22 protein-coding genes are annotated in these 25,347 nt (G+C 72.8%); 11 read left to right on the forward strand and 11 right to left on the reverse strand.

The window, feature by feature from the left end:
* Positions 1-44: 44 nt before the first annotated feature.
* The 4 genes from WAB14_RS00560 (at position 45) to WAB14_RS00575 (ending at position 6,268) form a co-directional block, all read left to right on the forward strand.
* On the forward strand, positions 45-2,870 hold the full coding sequence (locus tag WAB14_RS00560) for a family 78 glycoside hydrolase catalytic domain (RefSeq protein WP_340266364.1): 2,826 nt from the start codon (positions 45-47) through the stop codon (positions 2,868-2,870).
* Positions 2,871-3,012: 142 nt separating this feature from the next.
* The gene (locus tag WAB14_RS00565) at positions 3,013-4,368 is read left to right on the forward strand and encodes an ABC transporter substrate-binding protein (protein ID WP_340266366.1); all 1,356 of its coding nucleotides are present in this window, start codon (positions 3,013-3,015) and stop codon (positions 4,366-4,368) included.
* Between the two features lie 89 nt (positions 4,369-4,457).
* Positions 4,458-5,396 carry a carbohydrate ABC transporter permease gene (locus WAB14_RS00570; protein ID WP_340266368.1) on the forward strand — a complete coding sequence of 313 codons (939 nt, stop codon included), beginning with the start codon at positions 4,458-4,460 and terminating at the stop codon, positions 5,394-5,396.
* Entirely contained in the window at positions 5,393-6,268 is an 876-nt protein-coding gene (locus WAB14_RS00575; RefSeq protein ID WP_377002184.1) for a carbohydrate ABC transporter permease, read from the forward strand. The genes WAB14_RS00570 and WAB14_RS00575 overlap by 4 nt, the downstream gene beginning before the upstream one ends.
* Positions 6,269-6,270: 2 nt before the next feature.
* Here WAB14_RS00575 and WAB14_RS00580 read toward each other — a convergent pair whose 3' ends face one another.
* Positions 6,271-7,302 carry a LacI family DNA-binding transcriptional regulator gene (locus WAB14_RS00580; protein ID WP_340266370.1) on the reverse strand — a complete coding sequence of 344 codons (1,032 nt, stop codon included), beginning with the start codon at positions 7,300-7,302 and terminating at the stop codon, positions 6,271-6,273.
* Positions 7,303-7,391: 89 nt separating this feature from the next.
* On the opposite strand from WAB14_RS00580, the gene rhaI reads away from it, so the two are divergent.
* The 3 genes from rhaI to WAB14_RS00595 are packed head-to-tail and all read left to right on the forward strand — an operon-like array spanning position 7,392 to position 12,213.
* Positions 7,392-8,573: an L-rhamnose isomerase gene (rhaI, locus tag WAB14_RS00585; protein WP_340266372.1), complete on the forward strand. Its 1,182-nt coding sequence runs from the start codon at positions 7,392-7,394 to the stop codon at positions 8,571-8,573.
* Positions 8,574-8,633: 60 nt separating this feature from the next.
* The gene (locus WAB14_RS00590; RefSeq protein ID WP_340266374.1) at positions 8,634-10,673 is read left to right on the forward strand and encodes a bifunctional aldolase/short-chain dehydrogenase; all 2,040 of its coding nucleotides are present in this window, start codon (positions 8,634-8,636) and stop codon (positions 10,671-10,673) included.
* A 25-nt stretch (positions 10,674-10,698) separates the two neighbouring features.
* A complete protein-coding gene (locus WAB14_RS00595) occupies positions 10,699-12,213 on the forward strand; it encodes a rhamnulokinase (RefSeq protein ID WP_340266376.1) in 1,515 nt (504 codons plus the stop codon).
* Here WAB14_RS00595 and WAB14_RS00600 read toward each other — a convergent pair.
* Positions 12,134-12,967 carry an SDR family NAD(P)-dependent oxidoreductase gene (locus tag WAB14_RS00600; protein WP_340266378.1) on the reverse strand — a complete coding sequence of 278 codons (834 nt, stop codon included), beginning with the start codon at positions 12,965-12,967 and terminating at the stop codon, positions 12,134-12,136. The two genes, WAB14_RS00595 and WAB14_RS00600, sit on opposite strands and share 80 nt — an antisense overlap.
* 78 nt (positions 12,968-13,045) lie before the next feature.
* Positions 13,046-14,308: an MFS transporter gene (locus WAB14_RS00605; protein ID WP_340266380.1), complete on the reverse strand. Its 1,263-nt coding sequence runs from the start codon at positions 14,306-14,308 to the stop codon at positions 13,046-13,048.
* A 72-nt stretch (positions 14,309-14,380) separates the two neighbouring features.
* Here WAB14_RS00605 and WAB14_RS00610 point away from each other — a divergent pair, with 72 nt between their 5' ends.
* Together WAB14_RS00610 and WAB14_RS00615 are read left to right on the forward strand one after the other, a co-directional pair.
* Positions 14,381-14,737: a YidH family protein gene (locus WAB14_RS00610; RefSeq protein ID WP_340266382.1), complete on the forward strand. Its 357-nt coding sequence runs from the start codon at positions 14,381-14,383 to the stop codon at positions 14,735-14,737.
* Positions 14,734-15,078 (forward strand): DUF202 domain-containing protein, encoded by a 345-nt coding sequence (locus tag WAB14_RS00615; protein WP_340266385.1) that lies wholly within the window; start codon positions 14,734-14,736, stop codon positions 15,076-15,078. Before WAB14_RS00610 ends, WAB14_RS00615 begins: the two co-directional genes overlap by 4 nt.
* On the opposite strand, the gene WAB14_RS00620 is transcribed toward WAB14_RS00615, so the two are convergent.
* Genes WAB14_RS00620 through WAB14_RS00630 form a run of 3 tightly spaced genes read right to left on the reverse strand, consistent with a single transcriptional unit; the run spans position 15,059 to position 16,646 of the window.
* Complete coding sequence (locus WAB14_RS00620; protein ID WP_340266387.1) at positions 15,059-15,832, reverse strand: RNA polymerase sigma factor; 774 nt, start codon at positions 15,830-15,832, stop codon at positions 15,059-15,061. The genes WAB14_RS00615 and WAB14_RS00620 overlap by 20 nt on opposite strands.
* A gap of 19 nt (positions 15,833-15,851) precedes the next feature.
* Positions 15,852-16,022 carry a hypothetical protein gene (locus WAB14_RS00625; RefSeq protein ID WP_340266389.1) on the reverse strand — a complete coding sequence of 57 codons (171 nt, stop codon included), beginning with the start codon at positions 16,020-16,022 and terminating at the stop codon, positions 15,852-15,854.
* A gap of 45 nt (positions 16,023-16,067) precedes the next feature.
* The gene (locus tag WAB14_RS00630; protein ID WP_340266391.1) at positions 16,068-16,646 is read right to left on the reverse strand and encodes a TetR/AcrR family transcriptional regulator; all 579 of its coding nucleotides are present in this window, start codon (positions 16,644-16,646) and stop codon (positions 16,068-16,070) included.
* Between the two features lie 92 nt (positions 16,647-16,738).
* Between WAB14_RS00630 and WAB14_RS00635 the strand changes: the two genes are divergently transcribed.
* Complete coding sequence (locus WAB14_RS00635; RefSeq protein WP_340266393.1) at positions 16,739-19,006, forward strand: beta-glucosidase family protein; 2,268 nt, start codon at positions 16,739-16,741, stop codon at positions 19,004-19,006.
* A 270-nt stretch (positions 19,007-19,276) separates the two neighbouring features.
* Here the strand turns inward: WAB14_RS00635 and WAB14_RS00640 are convergent, their stop codons facing one another.
* From WAB14_RS00640 to WAB14_RS00660, 5 genes are all read right to left on the reverse strand, one after another.
* Positions 19,277-20,233 (reverse strand): hypothetical protein, encoded by a 957-nt coding sequence (locus WAB14_RS00640; RefSeq protein ID WP_340266395.1) that lies wholly within the window; start codon positions 20,231-20,233, stop codon positions 19,277-19,279.
* Positions 20,230-21,165: a hypothetical protein gene (locus tag WAB14_RS00645; protein WP_340266397.1), complete on the reverse strand. Its 936-nt coding sequence runs from the start codon at positions 21,163-21,165 to the stop codon at positions 20,230-20,232. Before WAB14_RS00645 ends, WAB14_RS00640 begins: the two co-directional genes overlap by 4 nt.
* 81 nt (positions 21,166-21,246) lie before the next feature.
* A complete protein-coding gene (locus WAB14_RS00650) occupies positions 21,247-21,645 on the reverse strand; it encodes a type II toxin-antitoxin system VapC family toxin (RefSeq protein ID WP_340266399.1) in 399 nt (132 codons plus the stop codon).
* On the reverse strand, positions 21,632-21,877 hold the full coding sequence (locus tag WAB14_RS00655) for a hypothetical protein (protein WP_340266401.1): 246 nt from the start codon (positions 21,875-21,877) through the stop codon (positions 21,632-21,634). The genes WAB14_RS00650 and WAB14_RS00655 overlap by 14 nt, the downstream gene beginning before the upstream one ends.
* A gap of 37 nt (positions 21,878-21,914) precedes the next feature.
* Positions 21,915-22,694, reverse strand: coding sequence for a hypothetical protein (locus WAB14_RS00660; RefSeq protein ID WP_340266403.1), 780 nt, complete (start codon positions 22,692-22,694; stop codon positions 21,915-21,917).
* 165 nt (positions 22,695-22,859) lie between these two features.
* Here WAB14_RS00660 and WAB14_RS00665 point away from each other — a divergent pair, with 165 nt between their 5' ends.
* A complete protein-coding gene (locus WAB14_RS00665) occupies positions 22,860-25,310 on the forward strand; it encodes a glycogen/starch/alpha-glucan phosphorylase (RefSeq protein ID WP_340267373.1) in 2,451 nt (816 codons plus the stop codon).
* Positions 25,311-25,347 lie beyond the last annotated feature (37 nt).

Consider the following 25,347-nt stretch of genomic DNA (forward strand, 5'->3'; position numbering starts at 1 on the left):
CCGCCCCGGAGCCTCGTCCTCCGCCGCACCCTAAGGAGCGCTGCATGCCTGCGCCATCGGCACCCGTCGACGTCCGCTTCGACCACCTGCCCGCCGGGCGACCTGCGCTGGGGATCGGCAGCGCCGAGCCACGCCTGTCGTGGAAGGTCCTCGAGGCCCCCTCGGACTACAGCCAGGCGGCCTACGAGATCGAGCTCAGCCGGAGCGGCGAGACCGCCACGTACGTGGTCGAGTCCGACGAGCAGGTACTCATCCCGTGGCCCGCGGCGCCGCTGTCGTCCGGCGAGGCGGCCGAGGTGCGAGTGCGCGTCCGCGCCTCGGACGGCGACTGGAGCGGGTGGAGCGACCCCGCCTCCGTCGAGGCCGGGCTGCTGGGGGTCGAGGACTGGTCGGCACGGTTCGTCTCGCCCGCGGGGGCCCCGGCCGGGGGGGAGGGCCCTGCGCCCGTCCTCGTCGGACGGCTCACCCTCCCCGACGGCGTCGTGCATGCCCGGCTGCGCGCCACCGCGCACGGCGTCTATCGGGCGCACGTCAACGGCCGCCATGTCGGCGACGAGGAGCTGGCCCCGGGCTGGACGAGCTACTCCCACCGGCTGCGCTACCAGACGCACGACGTCACCGACCTCGTCTCCCACGGGGAGAACGTCGTCGAGGTGCTGCTCGGCAACGGCTGGTACCGGGGTCGGCTCGGGTTCCTCGGGCAGCGCGGCCTCTACGGCGACCGCCTCGCGCTGCTCCTGCAGCTCGAGGTGACGACGGCCGACGGCCGTGTCCACGTCGTCGGGACCGACGGGTCCTGGGGCTGGCGCCCGAGCGGCGTCCTGGCCGACGACCTCTACGACGGCGAGGAGCAGGACCTGCGCATCCCCCTGCTGGGGGACCCCGACGCCGACCACGGGATTGTCGACGTCCTCGACGACACCGACGCGCCCCTGAGCCGGCTCGTCGCTCCGGAGGGCCCCCCGGTCCGGGTGACCGACGAGCTCCCCGCCGTCGAGGTGTTCACCTCGCCGTCGGGTCGCACCCTCGTCGACTTCGGTCAGAACGTCGTCGGCCGCATCCGCCTCCGCGCCCGCGGCACCAGCGCCGGGCAGCGCGTCGTCGTCCGCCACGCCGAGGTGCTGGAGGACGGCGAGCTCGGCACCCGACCGCTGCGCACCGCGAAGGCGACCGACACCTACACGTGCGCCGGGGCGGGCGAGGAGGTCCTCGAGCCGCTCCTGACCTTTCACGGGTTCCGCTACGCGGAGGTCGAGGGCGTCGACGACCTCCGGCCCGACGACCTCACGGCGGTCGTCCTCGGCTCCGACCTCGTCCGCACCGGCTGGTTCTCCTCCGGCCACGAGCTGCTCGACCGGTTCCACGAGAACGTCGTATGGGGGATGCGGGGGAACTTCCTCGACGTGCCGACCGACTGCCCGCAGCGCGACGAGCGACTCGGGTGGACCGGCGACATCCAGGTCTTCGCCCCGACCGCCAGCTACCTCTTCGACTGCGCCGGCTTCCTCTCGACGTGGCTGCAGGACCTCGCCGCCGACCAGCTCGACGACGGCGGCGTGCCGTTCGTCGTCCCCGACGTCATCCGCGGCGAGGAGGCGGCGGCCGCCGCGTGGGGCGACGCCGCCGCCGTCGTGCCCACCGTCCTCCACGAGCGCTTCGCCGACGTCGACGTGCTGCGACGCCAGCTGCCGAGCATGCGGGCGTGGACGGACAAGCTCGTCTCCCTCACCGACGAGTCCGGGCTGTGGCAGGGCGGGTTCCAGTTCGGCGACTGGCTCGACCCGACCGCCTCCCCGCACGCCCCGTTCGACGCGAAGGCCGACCCGGACGTCGTCGCCACCGCCCACCTCGTCCGCTCCGCCGAGCTCACCGCCCGGGCCGCGCGGCTCGTGGGGGAGGACGACGTCGCCGCCCATTACGACGACGTCGCGGCGCGCACGAAGGCCGCGTTCCAGAAGGCGTACGTCACGGCGTCCGGGCGGGTGCTGTCCGACGCCCAGACCGTGTACGCGCTCGTCCTGTGCTGGGACCTCCTCCCCACCGAGGAGGCCCGTCGCGGCGCCGCGGACCGGCTCGCCGACCTCGTGCGCGGCTCCGGCTTCCGGATCAGCACCGGGTTCGTCGGGACCCCGCTCGTCACCGACGCCCTCACCGACACCGGGTACGCCGACCTCGCCTTCCGGCTGCTGCTGCAGACCGGCTGCCCGTCGTGGCTGTACTCGGTGACGATGGGCGCGACCACGGTCTGGGAACGCTGGGACTCCATGCTCCCGGACGGGACCATCAACCCCGGTGAGATGACGTCGTTCAACCACTACGCTCTCGGCGCGGTCGCCGACTGGCTCCACCGTCGCGTCGCCGGGCTGGCTCCCGCGGCGCCCGGCTACCGCAGGATCGCCGTCCGTCCCGTGCCGACCCCGCACCTCGACCACGTGACAGCGCGGCACGAGACGCCGTACGGCCCCGCGGAGGTGGCGTGGCGACGCGAGGCCGGCACGGTGCACGTCCGGCTCGAGGTGCCGGTCGGGGCCACCGCCGATGTCACGCTGACCGGTGGCGAACCGACGAGGGTCCGGCACGGCCGCCACGAGTGGGCAGTGCCCGACCCCTGCGTCGACAGCGCGCCGACGGCACCCGCCACCGTCCGCGACGTCCTCGACGACGAACACCTGTGGCAGCGGGTCGTCTCGGCGGCGCAGGAGCTCGACGTCGTCGGCGACGAGGCCGCTGCGGCCGCACGGGTGCGGCCCTACCTCGGGTCGTCGATCCACGCGCTCGCGCCGGCGCTGCTCGGACCGATGGGCATCGGGGAGCACGGCCCCCTCGCCGACCGGCTCCGAACGATCCTGCCTGCCCACGCGGACGCCTGAGGGCGGGTCGTTACCGGATCGAGACTGAATCCATTCACTACGGGCGCCTGTGACCTCTTGACGACGCACCTCAGCGCCGTCTACCGTCGGAATGAATCGTTTCACTAGCGGGTCGACGTCGACCTGGGTGGAGGACACACCAATGATCCCAACGCGAATCTCCCGCCGCGCCGCGGCCGTGACGGCGGCGCTGCTCGCGCCCGTGTTCGCCCTCGCCGCCTGCGGCGACGACGCCGGCTCCGAATCCGGAGGCGACGCCAGCGACGCCGCCGGCTCGGCCGAGCCCGTCGAGCTCTCGATCCTCATCGACGACGCCGAGAACAGCCTCCTGCTGTTCGAGGGGCTCACCGAGGCCTACACCGAGCAGAACCCGAACGTCACGTTCTCGGTCGAGACCCGCCCGGGCGGCGGTGAGGGCGACAACATCGTGAAGACCCGCCTCGCGACCGGCGACATGACGGACCTCTTCTTCTACAACTCCGGCTCCCTCCTCGCAGCGCTCAACCCCAGCCAGACGCTCGTGCCGGTCACCGACCAGCCGTGGGTGGACAACCTGAACGACGCCTTCGTCCAGGCCGTGAGCGCCGACGAGGACGTCTTCGGTGCGCCGGTCGGCAGCAACATGGCCGGCGGCATGTTCTACAACGAGGCGATCTACGAGGAGCTCGGGCTGGACGTCCCCACGACGTGGGAGGAGTTCATGGCCAACAACGAGGTCATCGCGGCCGAGACCGACGCCGCCCCCGTCGTGCAGACCTACCAGGACACCTGGACCTCGCAGCTGTTCGTCCTCGGCGACTTCCACAACGTCCTCGCCGACAACCCCGACTGGGCCGAGCAGTACACGGCCAACGAGGTCAAGTACGCGAGCGACGAGTCGGCCATCCAGGGCTTCGAGCACCTCCAGGAGGTGTACGACGCCGGCTACCTCAACGAGGACTTCGCCTCGGCGACGTACCCCGAGGGCCTGGAGAAGATCGCCACCGGGGAAGGCGTGCACTACCCGATGCTGAGCTTCGCCGTCAGCGAGCTCGTCGCGAACTTCCCCGACCAGGCGGAGGACGTGGGCTTCGCCGCGCTGCCCGGCGACGACGCCGACAGCTACGGCCTCACCGTGTGGACGCCGGGCGGCATGTACCTGCCGCAGAGCACGGAGGGTGCCGAGCGTGACGCCGCCCTCGACTTCATGGGCTTCGTCGCGAGTCCCGAGGCGTGCGAGGTCCAGACCGCGGCGGCCCAGCCGACCGGCCCCTACGCGGTGGAGGGCTGCGAGCTCCCCGCCGACGTCCCGAACGCCGTGCAGGACCTCCAGGCCTACTTCGACACCGAGGGCCAGACGAGCCCCGCGCTGGAGTTCCTGTCGCCCATCAAGGGCCCGGCTCTCGAGCAGATCACCGTCGAGGTCGGCTCCGGCATCCGCAGTGCCGAGGACGGCGCCGCCCTCTACGACGAGGACGTCGAGAAGCAGGCCCAGCAGCTCGGCATCGAGGGCTGGTGACCTGATCCACCCACCACGGCCGGCCCGGTCGGGCACTCGACCGGGCCGGCCGTGCACCACCAGGTCCGCCGCCCGAGGAGGGGTGTCCCATGACCGTCACCGCCGACCGATCGAGGGACGCCGCCCTCGAGGCGCAGGGGCCGAGGAAGCACCGCCGCCCGCGCGGCAGCCACGCCCGCAGCGCCTACCCGTTCTGGTTCTACCTCCCCGCGGCGATCGTCTACGGCGTCCTGTTCCTCGCGCCGACGTTCTTCTCCTTCTACTTCAGCCTCACGCGCTGGTCGCTCTTCGACCAGGAGTTCATCGGGTTCGACAACTTCGTCCAGTTCTTCCAGGAGCCGGCCCTCGTCACCGGTCTCGTCAACACGCTCGTCTACGGGTCCGTGACCTCGGCGGCGAAGGTCGTCCTCGGCCTCGCGCTCGCGGTGCTCCTCACCTCGCAGATCGTCGCGCGGGGCTGGCTGCGGTCCGTCGTCTTCTTCCCCGTGCTCGTCAGCACCATCGGCGTCGGCATCACGTTCCAGGTCCTCATGGACCCGCAGGACGGGCTCATCAACACGACGCTCGCCGTCTTCGGTGTCGACGGACCCGGCTGGCTCACCGACCCCGACCTCGCGCTGCTGTCCGTCGCGGCGGTCGACGTGTGGAAGGGGGTGGGCCTCGCGACCGTCATCTACATCGCCGGGCTCGTGTCCATCCCGCGGGACTACCTCGAGGCGGCGGCCGTCGACGGCACGACCGCCTGGCAGCGCTTCCGCACGATCACGCTGCCGCTCATGCGCCCGGCCACCGCGACGGTCATCATCCTGTCGCTCATCGGCGGCCTACGGTCCTTCGACCTCATCTGGGCGATGACGCGGGGCGGGCCCGGGTTCACGTCGGACGTCATCGCGTCCGTCATCTACAAGCAGTACCAAGCCGGCTTCTACGGCCTGTCGACCGCGGGCAACGTCGTGCTCTTCGCTGTCGTCACCGCCATCGTCGTGCCGCTGTCGTGGTGGCTCAACAAGCGCCAGGAGGACCTGTGAGCAGCCGGGCCACCGAAGCCGGGATCCGCACCGGCAGCCGCACCCGTCAGCGCGTCTTCAGCTGGGTGGTCGGCTCGATCGCCGTCGTCGTCAGCCTCGTCGTCTTCGTCGTCCCGTTCGCGTTCATCGCGGTCCAGGCCCTCAAGACGCGGCAGGACGCGAACCAGCTCTCCTTCGCGTGGCCGGAGGAGATCGTCCTGTGGCAGAACGTCGTCGACACGATCCAGACCCGCGACTACATCGTCGTCACGGCCCTCATCAACAGCACGATCCTCACCGTCGCCAGCGTCACGTTGATGATCATCTTCGCCGCGATGGTCGGCTACGTCCTCCAGCGCCGCACCACGCGGTGGACCGGGTTCATCAACTTCCTCGTGCTGTCCGGGCTCATCATCCCGCCTGCGGTCGTGCCGACGATCTGGGTCCTCCAGGGTCTCGGCCTGTTCCGGACCCTCACCGGCATGGTGTTCGTCGAGGTCGCCTTCGGACTGTCGTTCAGCATCCTGCTGTTCCGCGCCTTCATGTCGACGATCCCGAGGGAGCTCGACGAGGCCGCGACGATCGACGGTGCCGGGCCGCTGCGGGTGTTCTTCCAGGTGATCTTCCCGCTGCTGCGTTCGGTCGTCCTCACCGTGATCATCGTGCAGTCCGTCGTCGTGTGGAACGACTTCGTCCACCCGCTGTACTTCCTGCCGGGCGACGACAACGCGACGGTGCAGCTGACGCTCTACAACTTCCAGAGCCAGTTCTCCACGCAGTACAACCTGCTCTTCACCAACATCCTCATCATCACGATCCCGCCGCTCGTGGTGTTCCTCCTGTTCAACCGGCAGATCGTCGGCGGCTTCACCACCGGTGCCGTCAAGGGATGAGGTCAGTCGTGGCGCCGTGCGTCGCTCGAGCGGCGGATCACGAGGTCCGGCTCGAACCGCACCTGCCGAACCGGGCGCCGCTCGCCCTCGTCGGCGGCCTGCACCTGCTCGAGGAGCAGCTGGGCACCGGTACGACCGAGCTCCTCCCGGGGCTGGCGGACCGACGACAGCGGGATGGCCGCGGAACCGGCGAACTCGATGTCGTCGTATCCCACGATGGCGACGTCCTCGGGGACGCGAAGGCCGTGTCGGAGCAGGCCCTGGAGCAGTCCCAGGGCGGTGAGGTCGTTCGCGGCGAAGACGCCGGTGGGCCGCTCCGTCTCCGGCAGCAGGGCGATGGACTCGGCCGCACCGCGACCGGCGTCCGTGGTCAGGCCCTCCGTGGACAGCACGAGGAGGTCGGCGCCAGCGTGGGCCGTCACCGCCGCCTCGGCGCCGGCGCGACGTTCCCGCACCTGCCGCAGCGACGAGGGCCCGCCGGCGAACGCCAGTCGACGGTGACCGCGAGCCAGCAGGTGCTCGGCCGCCAGGCGGCCGCCGACCTCGTCGTCGACGCTCACCGACGAGAACGGGGCACCGTCGGGGTAACGGTCGAGGAACACCACGGGGATGCCGAGCCGCGTGAGGCCCTCGAGGGGCGGCGACTCGTCCGTGCTGGGGGCGATGAGCACCCCTCGCACGCGCTGCTCCTCGAAGAGCTCGAGGTAGCGCTGTTCCCGCTCGGGTCGCCCGGCGGCGTTCCCGAGGAGGACCACGCCGCCGGAGTCCTGGACGACGTCCTCGACGCCCCGTGCGACGTCGGCGAAGTACGGGTTGGCGGCGTCGATGACGACGAGTCCGATCGCGCGACCCGCGCCGGTGCGCAGCTGGCGAGCAGACTCGTTGCGCACGAAGCCGAGCCGCTCGATCGCATCCCTGACGCGCGTGAGCGTGTGGTCGGACACCCGGTCCGGACGGTTGAGGACGTTCGACACGGTGCCGACCGACACACCGGCAGCCACGGCGACGTCCTTGACGCTCGGGCGTGGGTTCACCGGCGGAGCCGCCGCGTGCTTGACGCTGTCACGAGGCGCAGCCTAGCGTGTAATGAAACGTTTCATCCAGTGCTCACGGAGGCCAGGCCATGACCCTCATCGACGAGGAGCGCACGCGGCGCACGCTCGATCGGCTCGCGTCCCAGGAGATCGAGCTGCCGTCGTGGGCGTTCGGGAACTCCGGTACCCGGTTCCGGGTGTTCGGGCAGCCGGGGGTGCCCCGGGACCCGTTCGAGAAGGTGGCGGATGCGGCGCAGGTGCACGCGCACACGGGTCTGGCGCCGGCGGTGGCGCTGCACATCCCGTGGGACCTGGTCGACGACTTCGGGAAGCTGCGTGCCCACGCGGAGGACCACGGGGTCCGGATCGGGACGATCAACTCCAACACGTTCCAGGACGAGGCGTACAAGCTCGGGTCGCTGTCGCACTCCGACACCGCGGTGCGGCGCAAGGCGATCGAGCACCATCTGGAGTGCATCGACGTCATGCGGGCGACGGGGTCGCAGGATCTCAAGATCTGGCTGGCGGACGGCACGAACTACGCCGGGCAGGACGACATGCGCGCCCGGCAGGACCGGCTCGCGGAGTCGCTGGCGGAGATCTACGCCGCGCTGGATGCGGAGCACCGGCTGGTGCTGGAGTACAAGTTCTTCGAGCCGGCCTTCTACCACACGGACGTGCCGGACTGGGGTACGAGCTACGCGCAGGTGAGCGCGCTGGGGGAGCGGGCGGTGGTGTGCCTCGACACCGGGCACCACGCGCCGGGCACGAACATCGAGTTCATCGTCATGCAGCTGCTGCGCCTGGGGAAGCTGGGGTCTTTCGACTTCAACTCCCGCAACTACGCCGACGACGACCTCATCGTCGGCGCGGCGGACCCGTTCCAGCTGTTCCGGATCATGTACGAGGTGGTCCGCGGCGGTGGACTGGACCCGGCCAGCGGGGTGGTGTTCATGCTGGATCAGTGCCACAACATCGAGAGGAAGATCCCTGGGCAGATCCGCAGCGTCCTCAACGTGCAGGAGATGACCGCCCGCGCGCTGCTCGTCGACACCGACGCGCTGCGTGCGGCGCAGGCCGCCGGTGACGTGCTGGGGGCGCACGAGGTGTTCATGGACGCCTTCTACACCGACGTGCGCCCGCTGCTCGCGGACTGGCGCGAGTCCCGTGGCCTGCCCGCGGACCCTCTCGCCGCCTACGCCGCCTCCGGCTACCAGGAGACGGTCGACGCGGAGCGCGTCGGCGGCACGCAGGCCGGCTGGGGCGCCTGAGCGTCCCCCCCTTGCTTCTCCTTCTCATCCCGCTCGACCGACAGGAGGACTGATCCCCGCATGAGAACGCACCCGGCCGTCGCCGACCTCGTCGCCCGCTCCAACCGACTCGGCGCGGACCCCAAGAACACGAACTACGCCGGCGGCAACGCCTCCGCGAAGGGCACGACGACGGACCCGGTCACGGGCTCCGACGTCGAGCTGCTGTGGGTCAAGGGCTCCGGTGGTGACCTCGGCACGCTGACGGAGAAGGGTCTCGCAGTCCTGCGCCTGGACCGGATGCGGGCGCTGGTGGACGTGTACCCGGGCGTGGAGCGGGAGGACGAGATGGTCGCGGCGTTCGATTTCTGCCTGCACGGCAAGGGCGGCGCGGCCCCGAGCATCGACACCGCCATGCACGGGCTCGTCGACGCCGCGCACGTCGACCACCTGCACCCCGACGCCGGCATCGCGATCGCGACGGCGGCGGACGGGGAGGCGCTGACGAAGCAGGTCTTCGGTGACGCGGTCGCGTGGGTCCCTTGGCGCCGCCCCGGGTTCCAGCTCGGGCTCGACATCGCCCGCATCAAGGCGGAGAACCCCGGCGCGATCGGGGTGGTCCTCGGCGGGCACGGCATCACCGCGTGGGGGGACACGAGCGAGGAGTGCGTGGCGAACAGCCTGCGCATCATCACCACCGCGCAGGAGTACATCGACGCCAACGGGGCGGCCGAGCCGTTCGGGCCGGTGCTGCCCGGCTACGAGCCGCTGCCGGAGGCCGAGCGCCGCCGGAGCGCGGCCGCGCTCGCGCCGCTGCTGCGGGGGCTCGCATCTACCGACCGCCCGCAGGTCGGGCACTTCACCGACTCCGACGTCGTCCTCGACTTCGTGAGCCGCGAGAAGCACCCGGCGCTCGCGGAGCTCGGCACGAGCTGCCCGGACCACTTCCTGCGGACCAAGGTCAAGCCGATGGTCCTCGACCTGCCGCCGACCGCGCCGCTGGAGGACGTCAAGGCGCGGCTGCGGGAGCTGCACGAGGCCTACCGCGCCGACTACGCCGCCTACTACGACCGGCACGCGAGCGCCGACAGCCCCGCGATGCGCGGCGCGGACCCCGCCATCGTGCTCGTGCCGGGCGTCGGGATGTTCAGCTACGGCGCGAACAAGCAGACCGCCCGAGTCGCTGGCGAGTTCTACGTCAACGCGATCAACGTCATGCGCGGCGCGGAGGCGCTCAGCACGTACGCCCCCATCGACGAGGCCGAGAAGTTCCGCATCGAGTACTGGTCGCTGGAGGAGGCCAAGCTCCAGCGCATGCCGAAGCCCAAGCCGCTGGCGACCCGGGTCGCGCTCGTGACCGGCGCCGCGTCGGGGATCGGGCTGGCCACCGCCAGGCGGCTCGCGGCGGAGGGCGCGTGCGTCGTCGTCGCCGACCTCGACCTCGAGAAGGCGACGGAGGCGGCGAAGGAGATCGGCTCCGCAGACGTGGCCGTGGGCGTCGCCGCGGACGTCAGCGACGCCGAGCAGGTCGCGGCCGCGATGCGAGAGGCCGTCCTCGCCTTCGGCGGGGTCGACCTCGTCGTCAACAACGCGGGCCTGTCGATCTCCAAGCCGCTGCTGGAGACGACGGAGAAGGACTGGGACCTCCAGCACGACGTCATGGCGAAGGGCAGCTTCCTCGTTTCCCGGGAGGCCGCGCGCATCATGATCGAGCAGGGCATGGGCGGTGACATCGTCTACATCAGCTCGAAGAACTCCCTGTTCGCCGGCCCGAACAACGTCGCGTACGGCGCGACGAAGGCCGACCAGGCCCACCAGGTGCGCCTGCTGGCGGCGGAGCTCGGCGAGCACCAGATCCGTGTCAACGGCGTCAACCCCGACGGCGTCGTCCGCGGTTCGGGCATCTTCGCCGGCGGCTGGGGCGCCAAGCGGGCGGCGGTGTACGGGGTGCCGGAGGACGAGCTCGGCGCGTACTACGCCCAGCGGACCCTGCTCAAGCGCGAGGTCCTGCCGGAGCACTGCGCCGACGCGGTCTTCGCCCTCGCCGGCGGGGAGCTGTCGCGGACCACGGGCCTGCACGTGCCGGTGGACTCCGGGGTCGCCGCCGCGTTCCTCCGCTGACGGTGCCGACGATCGGGAGCAGCTGATGACCACGAGGAGGGTCGCGGCCGTCGACATCGGGGCGGGCAGCGGCCGCGTCATGCTCGCGACGGTCTCGGAGGACCACCTCGATCTCATCGAGGTCCACCGTTTCGCCAACCGGCCGGTGCGGGTCGGCGGGACCCTGCACTGGGACGTCCTCGCCCTGTACGCCGGGGTTCTGGACGGGCTCAAGGAGACGGCCGGCCACCTCGACGGGGAACCGCTGGACGGGATCGGGATCGACACGTGGGCCGTCGACTACGGCCTGCTCGGCCCCGACGGCTCGCTTGTCGGCCTGCCCGTGCACTACCGCGACGCCCGGACCGACGGCATCTCGCAGAAGGTCGCCGCCACGGTCGGGGCCGCGGAGCTGTACAACCGCACCGGCATCCAGGATCTGCCCTTCAACACCGTCAACCAGCTCGTCGCCGAGCGGTCCGGTTCCCGGCTGCAGGCGGCGGAGCGGATGCTCCTCGTCCCCGACCTGCTGACGTACTGGCTGACCGGCGCGATCGGCGCCGAGGTGACGAACGCGTCCACCACCCAGCTGCTCGACGCCACCACGCGTGCGTGGGACAGCGACCTCGCCGGCCGGCTCGGCATCGACCCCGGCCTGCTGCCGCCCCTGCGGCACCCCGGGGAGGTCCTCGGTGTGCTGTACGGCGACGTTCTCGCGGAGACCGGGCTCACCGATCCCCACGGCGGCCCCGTCCCGGTCGTCGCCGTCGGCTCCCACGACACCGCCTCCGCCGTCGTCGGCGTCCCCGCCGACCGCGACTCCTTCGCGTACGTCTCGTGCGGCACGTGGTCCCTCGTCGGCGTCGAGCTCGAGCAGCCGGTCCTCACCGAGGACAGCCGCGCCGCCAACCTCACCAACGAGGCCGGCGTCGACGGCACCGTCCGCTACCTGCGCAACGTCATGGGCCTGTGGCTGCTGAGGGAGAGCCTGCGGACGTGGGCCGACCGCGGTGAGGAGCACGACCTCACCCAGCTCCTGGCCGCGGCCGCCGCCGAGCCGGCTGGCCGGTGGCCTGTCGACGTCGACCACCCCTCCCTCCTGCCACCCGGCGACATGCCCGCCCGCATCGCCGCCCTGTGCCGCGAGACCGGCACCCCCGAGCCCGAGACGCCGGCCCAGGTCGTCCGCTGCATCGTCGACGGCCTCGCCGAGGGACACCGGCGCGCCGTCGACGACATCCGCCGGCTCACCGGGCGCGACGTCGAGGTGATCCACGTCGTCGGCGGGGGAGCACGCAACACCCTGCTGTGCCAGGCGACCGCCGACGCGTGCGGCGTGCCGGTCCTCGGCGGCCCCGTCGAGGCCACCGCCCTGGGCAACGTCCTCGTCCAGGCCCGCGCCCTGGGCGTCGACCTGCCTGACCTCGCCGCCATGCGCGCGCTGGTCCGACGCACGCAGGAGCTGCGGCGGTTCGAGCCGGCTACTGCACCGACCACCCCAGGTCCGACGGCAGCACCGCGCCCGACACGTTCGTCGCGTCGTCCGACAGCAGCCACGTGATGCTCGCGGCCAGCTGGGTCGCGAGCGCCGCCGGCGGGAGCGCGCCCATGAACGACCCGAACCGGGGCGGTCCCATCCCGGCGCCCATGTGCATCGTCTCGGAGATGTTCGTGACGACGGGACCGGGCGCGACCGCGTTGACCCGGATGCCGAGCGGCGCGTAGGTCACCGAGGCGTTGCGGGTGAGCCCGATGACGGCGTGCTTCGACGCCGTGTAGGCGAGCCCGGCCGCGGAGCCGCGGAGGCCTGCCTCCGACGTCACGTTGACGACCGCTCCGGAACCGGCGGACAGCATGAGCGGGAGCACCGCCCGGGTGAGCCGGAAGACCCCGTCGAGATTGATCGACAGCACCCGTTCCCACACGTCGTCGGGGACCTCGTGCAGGGCCTCCATGTTGTCCATGACCCCGGCGACGTTGGCGAGGCCGTCGACGCGCCCGTCCGCGGCGGCGACGATGCGGGCGATGTCCGCCTCCTCACGGACGTCGCCCGCGACGGTGACGACACCCGGCGCGTCCCCGGAGGCGGCGAGCTCGTCCAGCCGTGACGCCGAGACGTCGGCCGCGACGACCCGTCCGCCCTCCCGGGCGATCCGCGACGTGGTCGCCCGACCGATCCCGGACCCGGCGCCCGTGACGACGACGGTGCGCCCGTCGAAGCGGCCCGGCACCACCTGCTCGTCCCATGACTGGATACGGACTCCCGCCGCCGCCGCCGCGGCTGCAGTCCCGGGGTCGTTCACGGCTTCGGACATGGCAGCTACCTCCGTCGGCGCTCCGGCGGCCGCGGACCGCGACCTCGTGCTGATCCTGCCCCGCCACCGTGCAGGCAGTCACCGGACCTTGGTCCGGGGCCCAGGGGTGGGGTCGACCTCCGGGCGCAGCGCCGTCGCGAGCAGGGCGGCGACCCCCAGGAGGACGGACACGGTCGTGATGGCCCGCAGCACGCCGACCGAGTCGCCCAGCACACCGATGAGCGGCGGGCCCGCGAGGAACGCGCAGTAGCCGATCGACGCAACCACGCTCACGCGACCCGCGGCGTGCTCGGGGTCGTCGGAGGCGGCGCTCATGCTCACGGGGAAGCCGAGGGACGTGCCGAGACCCCACAGCAGCACCGCGACCACCGCCACCCACGTGGTCGGGGCGACGACGAACAGCAGCGACCCCACCACCGCGAGGACGGCGACGGCGCGGACGACGGGGACCCGGCCGAAGCGGTCGATGACGTCGGGGCCGAACCACCGGCCGAGGGTCATGGCGGTGAGGAAGCCGGCGAAGAGGAGGGTGCCGACGACCGCGCTGCGGCCGTAGCCGTCGATGGCGGCGACGGCGATCCAGTCGTTGCCCGTGCCCTCGGCGAAGGCGAAGGCCAGGGCGACGACGCCGACGAGCAGGGTGCGCGGCTCCTTCCACGCGGCGAAGGCGCCGCGGCGCGGATGGTGGTCGGGGTCGGCGTCGTGCAGGGCCGCGTGCGAGGGGTCCGTCTCGTCGACCGCGCCCCGGTCCACCAGGAAGCCGCGCGTGCTGAGCGGGACGACCACGGCGACGAGCGTCGCGACGACCGCGAGGTGCACCGGCACGGGGACGTCCAGGGCGACGACGCCCGCGCCCGTCAGCGCCCCGGCGACCGTGCCGACGCTGAAGCCCGCGTGCAGTCGCGGCATGGTGGACCGCCCGCGCCGCTGCTCGACCATGGCGCCCTGCACGTTCATTGCGACGTCCCACGCGCCCGTCCCGAGGCCGACGAGGAAGAGCCCGGCCACCACGGGCCACACCCCGGCGAGCACCCCGAGCGCGACGACCCACAGCCCGACCGAGAACAGCAGCGACATCGCGACGACCGTCGCCGCCGAGCCGACGCGCGCCACGACGGGACCGGACAGGGGGAGCGCGATGAGCGACCCGACGGCGATCGCGAGGAGCACGAGCCCGAGCTCCGACGCGCTCAGCTCCAGTCGGTCCCGGACCTGCGGGATGCGCGAGGCCCAGCTGGCGAAGGCGACCCCCGACCCGACGAAGGCGACGTAGGTGGCGCGCAGCGCGCGGGCGACCTCGGGCGGGGCGATCGGGAGGTCGGGCCGGGCGGACGTGGACACGAGCGCCAGTCTCGGGGCGGAGGTGGGCGTCGTCACCCCGCCGCGCGGACACCCTCCTGCTAGACAGGACCGGTGAGCCGCTTCCCGCGCTGGGTGTACGACCTGGGTACGGAACCCGACCCGCGGTTCTCCCTGGCGAACGAGCGGACGTTCCTCGCGTGGAGCCGGACGTCGCTCGCGCTCATCGCCGCCGGCGTCGCACTCAAGGCGCTCGCGCTGCCGCTGGAGCCGACGCTGCGGGTCGTCGCCGCGACGCTGCTGCTCGTCCTCGGGGCGGTCCTGCCGCTGCTGTCGTGGTGGGACTGGGGGCGGGCGGAGCGGGCCATGCGGCTGGGGACCCCGCTGCCGAGCTCCCACGTGCGGCTCCCGCTCGCCGTGGGCACCTCGCTCGTCAGCGTCCTCGTGCTGCTCGGGCTGCTCCTGCGGTGACGGGCGCGCTCTTCGACCCCGGCCTGCAGCCGGAGCGGACCCGGCTCGCGTGGCGGCGCACCACCCTCACCCTGCTCGTGGGCGCCGTCGCCTCGACCCGGCTGCTCGCGCCGCTGCTCGGGGCGTGGGCGCTCGCCGTCGGCACGGCCGGCGTCGTCGCGTGCCTCGCGTTGTGGTCGGGCGCGAACCGTCGCGCGCGGGCCGTCGACCGGGCTCTCGCGACGGGCGAGCACCTGCCGGGCGCCGGACCTGCGCTGCTCGCGGTGGCGATCGCCACCGCGTCCGCGGCCGTGCTCGGCGTCGTCGTGGTCGCCGGGGGAGTCACCGTCCTGCAGCCGTGACCCGCGCGCCGTCGCGCACCCTCCCGTGCTCCCAGCGCCAGCGCCGCCACACCGGAACCGCGCGACGACGGCGCCACGCGGCGAACGTGCGGCCGAGGGCCGGATCCGGGGCCGGCGGGTCCGCGGTGTCGGAGCGCAGCCACCGCAGCAGCGCCGCCACCGCCTCGAGGCGCTCGCGGCGCGACCCGTCGGAGCCGTCGGCGCCGAGGTGGCGGGCGACCGCGGTCGCGAGCGCAGAGCGCCCGTCGTCCAGCAGCCGGGAGCCGTCCTCCTCGGTGAGCCCGAGCGCGTCGAGCACGTCGCGCCACGGCCAGCCCTCGACGTCATGCAGCCACAGCACCTCGCGGACCGCGAGCGGCTGGGCGACGAGGGTCCGCCGGACCACGACCCAGCCGTCGTCGCCCCAGTGGGCCGACCACGGCAGCGTCGCCCACGGGACCGGACCCGGGGCGGGTCGGTCGCGGGGTGCGGGTGCGTCGTCGATCCCGCACGTGTTGTCGCGACCCGCCCGCGCGCGGCCCTGGGTGACGAGGATCCCGGTCAGCCACGCCCGCAGGCTCGTGTGCCACGTGAACATGTCGAGCCCCGGAAGCGCGACCGACCACGTGTGCCGCACGAGCGTGTCGACCTCGCCGGGGCCGACGTACAGCGCCGCCACGCGGCGCATGACGGGACCATCGTCGCGCAGCACGTCGGCGAAGGCGCGGCTGCTGCCGAGTCGCAGCCCCTCGTAGGTGACCCCCTCGTCGTGCACGTGACCCGCGACCGCCGCCTCAGAGCCCGTGGTGGCGGTCGCCCGTCACCCGGCGGCACACCTCGGCCTCCGTGCGCGCCGAGAACGGTTCCTCCGTCTCGGCCGGCGCGGGTGCACGCGTCGAGGGGACGAGCTCGGGCGCGCGCAGGGGCGTCGTGGTCGCTGCTGGATCGGTCTCCGTGGTCGTCATCGGGTCCTCCGTCGCCGTGTCAGCGAGGGTCCTCCCGGTGCCGGGTCATGGCAAGGGTCGGGTGAGCTGGGCCTGCACGTGCGCGCGCACCGCGCCCACCATCGGGGCGCCGGTGAGGAGCCACTGGATCTGCAGGCCGTCCATGAGGGCGATCAGCTGGCGCCCGGCGACCGCCGGGTCGACCCCCGGTGCGAGCGCCCCCTCGCGCGCAGCCGCCGCGAACGCGTCGACGGCGTGAGCGACCGTCCGCTCGTAGCGGGCGACGAAGTACGCGTGGGCGGGGTGCGCGGGCGACGTCGCCTCGGCCGACAGCACCGCGTACAGCTCGACGACGCCCCGGCGGGACTCGTTGTGCCGCACGACGTCGACGAGCCCGGCCAGCTGCTCGACGCCGGTCCCGCTCGTGCGCAGCAGCCCGGCGTCGGCCTCGTCGCGGTGCGTGAGGGCGGCCATGAGCAGGGCGTCCTTGGTGGGGAAGTGGTAGAGGAGCCCGGCGTGGGTGATGCCGCAGCGGCTCGCGAGCTCCCGCAAGGACATGCCGCGGAAGCCGGCGGCGGCGAACGCCTCGAGCGCTCGGTCGAGGATCTCGCCCTTCGTCGCGCGGCCCTTCGCGTACCCCGTCATCTTCGCCCCCTCCAACTTTTACCACGTGGTCAGTTTTGCTCTACAGTAGCCGTCGAGTCGATGACGATCCAGCAACCGAGAGGACCCGCCCCATGCTCGACATCCCCGCCCTCCTCGCCGACCTCACGCTCGAGGAGAAGGCCTCGCTCCTCGACGGGTCCGACTTCTGGCGCACCCAGCCGGTCGAGCGGCTCGGCATCCCGTCGGTCATGGTCACCGACGGCCCGCACGGGCTGCGCAAGCAGCAGGAGGGCGGCGACCACCTCGGCATCGAGGACAGCGTCCCCGCCACGTGCTTCCCGCCCGCCGTCGGCCTGTCGTCGACGTGGGACGTCGACCTGCTCGTCCGCGTCGGTGAGGCGCTCGGCCTGGAGTGCCGCGCCGCGGAGGTCGCCGTGCTCCTCGGCCCCGGCGTCAACATGAAGCGCTCGCCGCTGTGCGGCCGGAACTTCGAGTACTTCTCCGAGGACCCCTTCCTCGCCGGCGAGCTGGGCGCCGCCCTCGTCCGCGGCATCCAGAGCCAGGGCGTCGGCACATCGCTCAAGCACTACGCGGCGAACAACCAGGAGACCGACCGCATGACGGTCTCCGCCGACATCGACGAGCGCACGCTCCGCGAGATCTACCTGCCCGCCTTCGAGCGGGTCGTCACCGGCGAGCAGCCGTGGACGGTCATGTGCTCGTACAACCGCATCAACGGCGTCTACGCCTCGCAGGACCCGTGGCTGCTCACCGAGGTGCTGCGCGACGAGTGGGGCTACACCGGTCTCGTCGTCTCCGACTGGGGTGCGGTGGACGACCGGCCCGCCGCGGTCGCCGCCGGTCTCGACCTCGAGATGCCGGCGACCTCCGGTGCGAGCGCGGCGAAGGTCGTGGCCGCCGTCGAGGCCGGCACGCTGTCGCAGGCCGACGTCGACCGCGCCGTCGAGCGCGTCCTCCGCCTCGTCGACCGCGCCCAGCCCGCCCTCGGGTCGGGGCAGACCTTCGACGTCGAGGCGCACCACGCCCTCGCGCGGGAGGCGGCGACCGCCAGCGCCGTCCTGCTGAAGAACGACGGGGGCATCCTCCCCCTCGACCCGGCCTCCGGTGGCGCCGTCGCCGTCGTCGGCGAGCTCGCCCGCACCCCGCGCTACCAGGGCGCCGGCTCCTCGCAGGTCAAGCCCACGCAGCTCGACACGGCCCTCGACGCGCTGCGCGCCGGGCTCGACGGCCGGCGCGACGTCCGCTTCGCCCCCGGCTACACCGTCGAGAAGGTCCACACGGAGGCCGGTCCCGCCGACCCCGCGCTCGTCGCCGAGGCCGTCGAGGCCGCGACCGGCGCCGACGTCGTCGTCGTGTTCCTCGGCCTGCCGGCCGTCTACGAGTCCGAGGGCTACGACCGCGCGCACATGGACCTGCCGCCGCAGCAGCTCGAGCTCCTCGAGGCCGTCGCCGCCGCCAACGACCAGGTCGTCGTCGTGCTGTCGAACGGGTCGGTCGTCACGCTCGAGCCGTGGCAGCACCAGGCGAAGGCCGTGCTCGAGGGCTGGCTGCTCGGGCAGGCCGGTGGCGCCGCGACCGCCGACCTCCTCCTGGGCGTCGCGGCCCCGTCGGGCCGGCTCACCGAGACCGTCCCGGTCCGCCTCGGTGACAACCCCACCGTCGGCAACTTCCCCGGCGAGCACGAGCACGTGCGCTACGGCGAGGGGCTGCTCATCGGCTACCGCTGGTACGACGCGCACGACCTGCCGGTCGCGTACCCCTTCGGGCACGGCCTCACGTACACGGCCTTCGAGTACTCCGACGTCGACGTCTCCGTCGCGAAGGACGGCGAGGACCCGCGCGTCGGTGTCCGCGTCACCGTCACGAACACCGGGTCCCGGGCCGGCACCGAGACCGTCCAGGTGTACGTCCGGGACCCGGAGGCGAGCGTCTACCGGCCCGAGCAGGAGCTCAAGGCGTTCGCCCGGGTCGCGCTCGAGGCGGGGGAGAGCACGACGGTGACCCTCACCCTCGACGCCCGCGCCTTCGCGTTCTGGCACGTGCCCGCCCACCGGTGGGTCGTCGAGGGCGGCGCCTTCGAGGTCCGCGTCGGGGCCTCGTCCCGCGACATCCGGGCCGCGGTCACCGTCGAGCTCGAGGGCCAGACCGTCGTGCCGCCGCTGTCCGGCATGTCGGCGACCTCCCAGTGGCTCGAGCACCCGCAGGCCGGTGACTGGCTGCGAGGCGCCCTCGGCGGCACGGAGTTCGGGCGGATGATCGACCACCCGGTCAACGGGGAGATGTTCCGCGCCATCCCGCTCACGCGCCTCACGCGGATGCCGGGCTTCCCGGTGTCGGAGTCCGACGCGGACGAGGCGGCGGCGCGGTTCTCGTCCTGACGAGTTCGGTCGGCGCCGTCAGTACGGCGCCGACCGCTTCGTGAACACGTAGGCGACGAGGTCAGTGAACAGGGCGACCGCTCGGGCGGACGGTCACGAGTCGGTGAGCCGCCGCACCGTGCCGCGGGGCAGGCTCTCGACGTGGTTCTCGCCCGGCGAGCCCGAGTCCGGTGCGGGACGACTCCGACAGCAGCCGCTCGTACTGACCGTCGGTGAGCGTGACCTGCGTCCGGTGACTCACTCCCTTGAGGCTGGATCGGTCGTCCACCGTCAGCGGGGCGGACCCTGGAACTCCAGGCGCATGCCCGCGTCGTCCCGGAGGGCGACGAGGGGACGGGTGCCGGGCTGCCAGTCGTCGGGCACGAGGAACCACGTGTCGCCCGTGCGCTGCAGCAGGCGGAGCCCCTCGTAGCGGAACCGGTAACGGGACGTCTCGTCGCCGACCTCGTCGGTGCGGACCGGCGGTGCGAGCTGCAGGTCGCGCTCGCTGAACACGACGACCCCCGAGCGGGTGCCGACGGCGGCCACGACCGCGTCGGCCCGGCCCCTGCCGACGACCTCGGCGTACTCGGCGACCTCCCAGAACAGCAGCGCCGTGACGAGGACCCCGACGAGGGTCGAACGTCCCGACGGCAGCACGCGTCGCGGGCCATGCGAGTCGCGCGACGTGGCGTCGAGGCGGTGCCGCACCACGCTGCGGTGGTGCAGGAGGAGGACGAGCACGGCGAGGCCGAGCGGCACGACGAGGTCCCGCCCGGGTGGCCACCAGACCGCGAGCGCGACGGTGAGGGCGGCCCACACCCACCACAGGTGGAGCGCGACGCGTGCGGCCGGGGGCGTGCGCCGCGCGCCCGCGGCCCCGCTCTCGACGTCGTGCACGACGCGGGCGCGGAACGCCGACCACGCGATGAGGGCGGCGGAGCCGACGAGGACGGGGACGAACAGCGCATCGAGGCTGCGCAGGACGTAGTCGGTGGTGCCCATGCCGAAGATCGACTCGTCGAGACCCATCGCGGCGGCCTGGGCGTGGGTGGTCGCCCAGCCGAAGTAGAACAGCAGCGCGGTCGCCACCGTCACCGGTGGGCCGACGAGCGCGACGCCCCGCAGCAGCCCGCCGAGGGTGACGGCCGGCGCCGGCTCGTGTGCCGGCGCCGGCGGTGTCGGCGGCTGCGCGGGGGCGGTGTCCCGTGCGGGGTCCGACGCCCCACGGCGGGCGCGCCGCCTCACCCGCCGCCCTCGTCGATGTAGGTGAACGTGCCCGCGTCGACCACGCCGTGCCCGCCGAGGTCGAGGGTCACAGGCACGTCCCCGGTCGGACCCTCCGGTGCGAGGTACGACGCGTGGCTCGGACCTTCGTCGAAGGTCCACGTCGCCTCGACGTCGCCGAAGCGGACCGTCATGGTCGTCGCGAGCCACGCCGCCGTGCCCCAGCCGATGCGGACCTCGGTGCCGGGCGGGCCCGAGGCGGGGTCGAGGACGAGGTCGCTCGGCGGGCACGCGACACCGGGTCCGGCCGGCCCGAGCTCGGGCGGCGCGGCTCCGGCGGCGGCCAGCGCGGCCGTGACGTCGCGCACCGCCTCCTCGAGGCACCCGTCGGGGGCGTACGTGGCGCCGCCGGCGTCCCACGCCGCCAGGCCGGCGGTCCACGCGGCCTCGTCGCCCGCGCGCGCACCCGCGCACAGCAGCGCGGCGGACCGCCAGAACTCCGCCTGGGCGCCCGTCAGGCCCTCGCTGTCGACACGGTCGACGGCGTCGGCGCAGCTGCTGTCGAGCGTGGCGTACAGCCGCATGACGGGCGACGGGGAGTCCGGCGTCGACGGCCCGAACGGCAGCCAGGCGAGCACGCCGCCACCGCCCTCGCCCTCGTCCTCTGTCTCGTCCTCTGTCTCGTCCTCGGTCTCGGTCTCGGTCTGCGCCTTGGTCTCGATCTCCTCGTCGTCGTCGACGGTGGTCGAGGACGGACTCGAGACGGCGGTTTCGGTGGGCCCGGAGGTGTCGGGTCCCGTGGTGCTCGTGGTGACGGACACGTCGCCCCCGGCGTCGGCGGTCGTGCCGGCCGCCCCGCAGGCCGCGAGGGCGAGGCCCACCACCGACAGACCGGCGAGGCGCAGCGCGACGTCGTGTGCTCCCCGGCCCCGTGCGCCGCTCGTCCGCCTCATCCGCCCTCACTCCTCCGGTGTGGCGGACCTCAGGAGGCGTGCGAGTGACCCGTGATACCCCTGACGTGCTCGTCGCCCGTGCTACCCGGCGCCGACGAGGACCACCTCGCAGCGGGGACCAGCCGCGTGAGCGAGGCGCGCGTCGGCAGTGAGCAGCGCCGCGTCCAGCCGCTCGGCGAGGGCGACGTACATCGCGTCGTATCCGCGGACGTTCGTGCGGAGCTCCCACGCCCGCTGGAGCAGCGGACCGTGGGGCCAGCGCTGCGCGGGCCACGACCGCAGGTCCGCGACGGCACGGGCGGCCGCGCTGCCGTCGAGGAGGCCACGGCGGTGCTGCGTCTGGATCACGGCCAGGACCTCCGCGTCGACGAGATGCGGAGCAGCCAGGTCGTCGTGAGCCGCCATGATCCGACGAGTGGGTTCGGCGTGTGCCGTGTCGGCGACCACCTCGAACAGCGGGCCCGCGTCAACGACCAGCATCTGGCCACGAGCCCCGGAGCTCGTCGAGCGAGGCGAGGACGGCGTCGCGGTCGATGTCGCTGGGGTGGTGGCGCGTCCGCTCCAGCCACTCCTCGACCGGGGGCCGGCTGGCCAGGCGCCTCATCTCGCGGCGAAGGAGCTCCGGAACCGTCACACCCGCCGCTGCCGCGTGCCGACGCAGGCCTGCATAGGTCTCGTCGTCGACGTCTCGCACCTGCAGGGTCCGTGGCACAGGCGCAACTCTACATGCGAGAACGCATGTCAAGAGTTCAGGTGCCCGTGGGTCGTGCGGCCGGCACCACGACGACCCCGGTGCCAGGGTCGCCGTCGAGCCACGCGGCCTGCTGCCGCCACGCGGCGGTGCACCCGGTCCGCAGCCACGTGCAGTGGACCCGGATCCGGCCCGTGCGGTGCACCCACTCCCCGGTCGCGGGGTCCCGGAGCATGCGGGCGTCCATGATGTCGGGGCTCACGACGCGCTGGTCCTCGGGCCGGCGCAGGCTCGCGATCCCGTCGACGTAGTACGCCCACAGGTGCCGCGCCCCGCCGGTGACGTCGCGTTCGAGCATGAGGAGCTCGCCGGCGGGCGACACGATGAGCTCGGCGATGCTGTAGGTGCCCTCGCCGCCGCGGTAGCGCGCATCACGGGTGCCGACGCACGCGCGGGCGCGTGCCGCGCTGTCCGGCTCGAACGCCCCGCGCAGCTTGAGGGACCGCCCGCCCTTCGCCGACTTGTACCGGGTCGTGCCGACGAGGTCGAGGCCGCCGCCGTGCTCGCTCACCTGCCGGTCGATGCGCACCCCGGCCTCGGCCGCGACGTCGGTGAGACGGGCGTCGAGGTAGCGCCCGCTCAGCAGCTGCGCCAGCCGCGTCGGGCGCGGCCGCCACCTCTCCCGGAAGGTCGCATCGGCGTCCCACAGCCGGTCGAACAGCGCCGCGAAGCGGTCGACCTCGGGCCGCAGGCCCGCAGTGAAGGCGGCGTCGGTGCGCTCGTCGACCGCGCGGAGCGCGGCCAGCGACTCCGCGAGCCCGACACGCCCCGCGGTCACGACCGTCATGCTGCCAGCGCTCGCGCGGGAGGACCACGGACCGGTGCCGACACCCGCCCGAAACCCGACGGCCCTACCATCCGCGTCGTGGCCGACACCGACTACGTCCTCGACCCCGTCAAGGGACCGCGCACCGTCCCGACCCACGAGCGGGCGCTCGCGCCCGTGTCGACGCCCCCGCACACCGTCGACGCGTTCGTCGAGGCGTTCCTGCGCGAGCTCAACGTCGGGCAGGGGGTGTCCCTGGCCCGGTCCTCGGTCAACGACCAGGCCCTGGCGCTCGCCCGCACCGTCCGCCACCACCTCATGGCGCGGTGGCTGGAGGCCATCGCCACGCAGCGCCGCTCCCCGGTCAAGGCGGTCGGCTACCTGTCCGCGGAGTACCTCCTCGGGCGGCAGCTCGACAACGCCCTGCTCGCGACCGACCTGCTCGACGTCGTCCGGGAGGGGCTCGCCGCGTGCGGTCTCGACCTCGACACCCTCCGCGACGCGGAGCTCGAGCCCGGGCTCGGCAACGGCGGCCTGGGCCGCCTCGCGGCGTGCTTCGTCGACTCCCTCGCGACGATGAACGTGCCGTGCATCGGCTACGGCATCCGCTACGAGTACGGCATCTTCCGGCAGACGTTCGTCGACGGCCGCCAGGTCGAGCAGCCCGACACGTGGCTCACCCTCGGCAGTCCGTGGGAGTTCCCGCACCCGGAGTCCGCGCAGCAGGTCGACTTCGCCGGGTACACCGAGACCTACGTCGACGACGACGGGCAGGAGCGCTGCCGCTGGGTGTCCGGCTGGCACGTGGTGGGGGTGCCCTACAACTACATGGTCCCCGGCTACCGCAACGGCCGGGTCAACACGCTGCGGCTGTGGAGCGCCCGGGCCACCAAGGAGTTCGACCTCGAGATCTTCAACTCCGGTGACTACGCCGACGCGGTCCGCGCCCGGACCTTCGCCGAGAACATCACGAAGGTGCTGTACCCGGAGGACTCCACCCCCCAGGGCAAGGAGCTCCGGCTGCAGCAGCAGTACTTCTTCGTCGCGTGCTCGCTCGCCGACTACATGTTCGAGGTCCTGCCGCGGGACTTCGACATGACCCGGCTCCACGAGCGGATCGTCTTCCAGCTCAACGACACCCACCCGGTGATCGCCGTCCCGGAGATGATGCGGCTGCTCGTCGACGTCAGGAAGCTGTCGTGGGACGACGCGTGGGCCGTCACGCAGAAGTGCTTCGCCTACACGTGCCACACGCTCTTGCCGGAGGCGCTGGAGGTGTGGCCGGTCGACCTCATCGGCCGGCTCCTGCCCCGCCACCTGGAGATCATCGAGCGGATCAACGCGGAGTTCCTCGCCGAGGTCCGTGAGCGCTTCCCGGGGGACGAACTCCGGGTGCGCCGCATGTCGATCATCTCCGACTACCCGGAGCGCGGCGTGCGGATGGCGCACCTCGCGACGGTCGCCGCCACGAAGGTCAACGGCGTCGCGGCGCTGCACTCCGAGCTCCTGCGCGACAAGGTCCTGCCGGACTTCTCCGAGATGTGGCCGGAGCGGTTCACGAACGTGACGAACGGCGTCACGCCGCGCCGGTTCCTCAAGCAGGCGAACCCCCGCCTGTCCGACCTCGTCACCGAGGCGATCGGCGACGGGTGGATCACCGACCTCGACCAGCTGCAGGGCCTCGAGCCCCTCGCCGACGACGCGGAGTTCCGTGCCCGCTTCCGCGCGGTCAAGCGGAGCAACAAGGAGCGCCTCGCGGACCTTCTGCGCCGTCGGGACGGTTACGAGCTGCCCGTCGACAGCATGCTCGACGTCATGGTGAAGCGGCTCCACGAGTACAAGCGGCAGTCGCTCAAGCTCCTCCACGTCGTGTCCGTCTACGAGCAGATCGTGTCCGGGCGCGTCGACCCCGCCTCCGTCGTGCCGCGCACGGTCGTCTTCGGCGCGAAGGCGGCCCCGGGCTACCGGATGGCGAAGGAGACGATCCACGCCATCAACTGCGTCTCCGCCGTCGTCAACGACGACCCCGCGGTCAAGGGCGTGCTGTCCGTGGTGTTCCCCTCCAACTACAACGTCACCCTCGCGGAGAGCCTCATCCCCGCCGCCGACCTGTCCGAGCAGATCTCGCTCGCCGGCAAGGAGGCCTCCGGCACGGGCAACATGAAGCTCGCCCTCAACGGTGCGCTCACGATCGGCACGGACGACGGGGCGAACGTCGAGATCCGCGAGCTCGTCGGCGACGACAACTTCTTCCTCTTCGGCATGCTCGAGCCCGAGGTGGCGACGCTCGCCGAGCACTACGTGCCGAGCCGGTGCTACGAGGAGGACGACGACCTCAAGCGGGCCATCGACCTGCTGTCGTCCGGGGCGTTCGCCGGTGGCGACCGCACGGCGTTCGAGCCGCTGGTGTCGAACCTCCTGTACGAGGACCGGTTCATGGCGCTCGCCGACTACCGCAGCTACGTGGACGCCCAGTCGCGCGTCGACGCGGCGTACCGCGACCCGGACGCGTGGGCGCGCGCGGCGATCCTCAACGTCGCCCGGTGCGGGTTCTTCTCCTCCGACCGCTCGATGCGCGACTACATCGACCGGATCTGGCACACGGAGCCGGCGCCGGCGGGGGAGTGACGCAGTGGGTCGCCGCTGTGTGCCTTACTATCGGGTA

The organism is Aquipuribacter nitratireducens, assembly GCF_037860835.1.
Lineage (GTDB): Bacteria > Actinomycetota > Actinomycetes > Actinomycetales > JBBAYJ01 > Aquipuribacter > Aquipuribacter nitratireducens.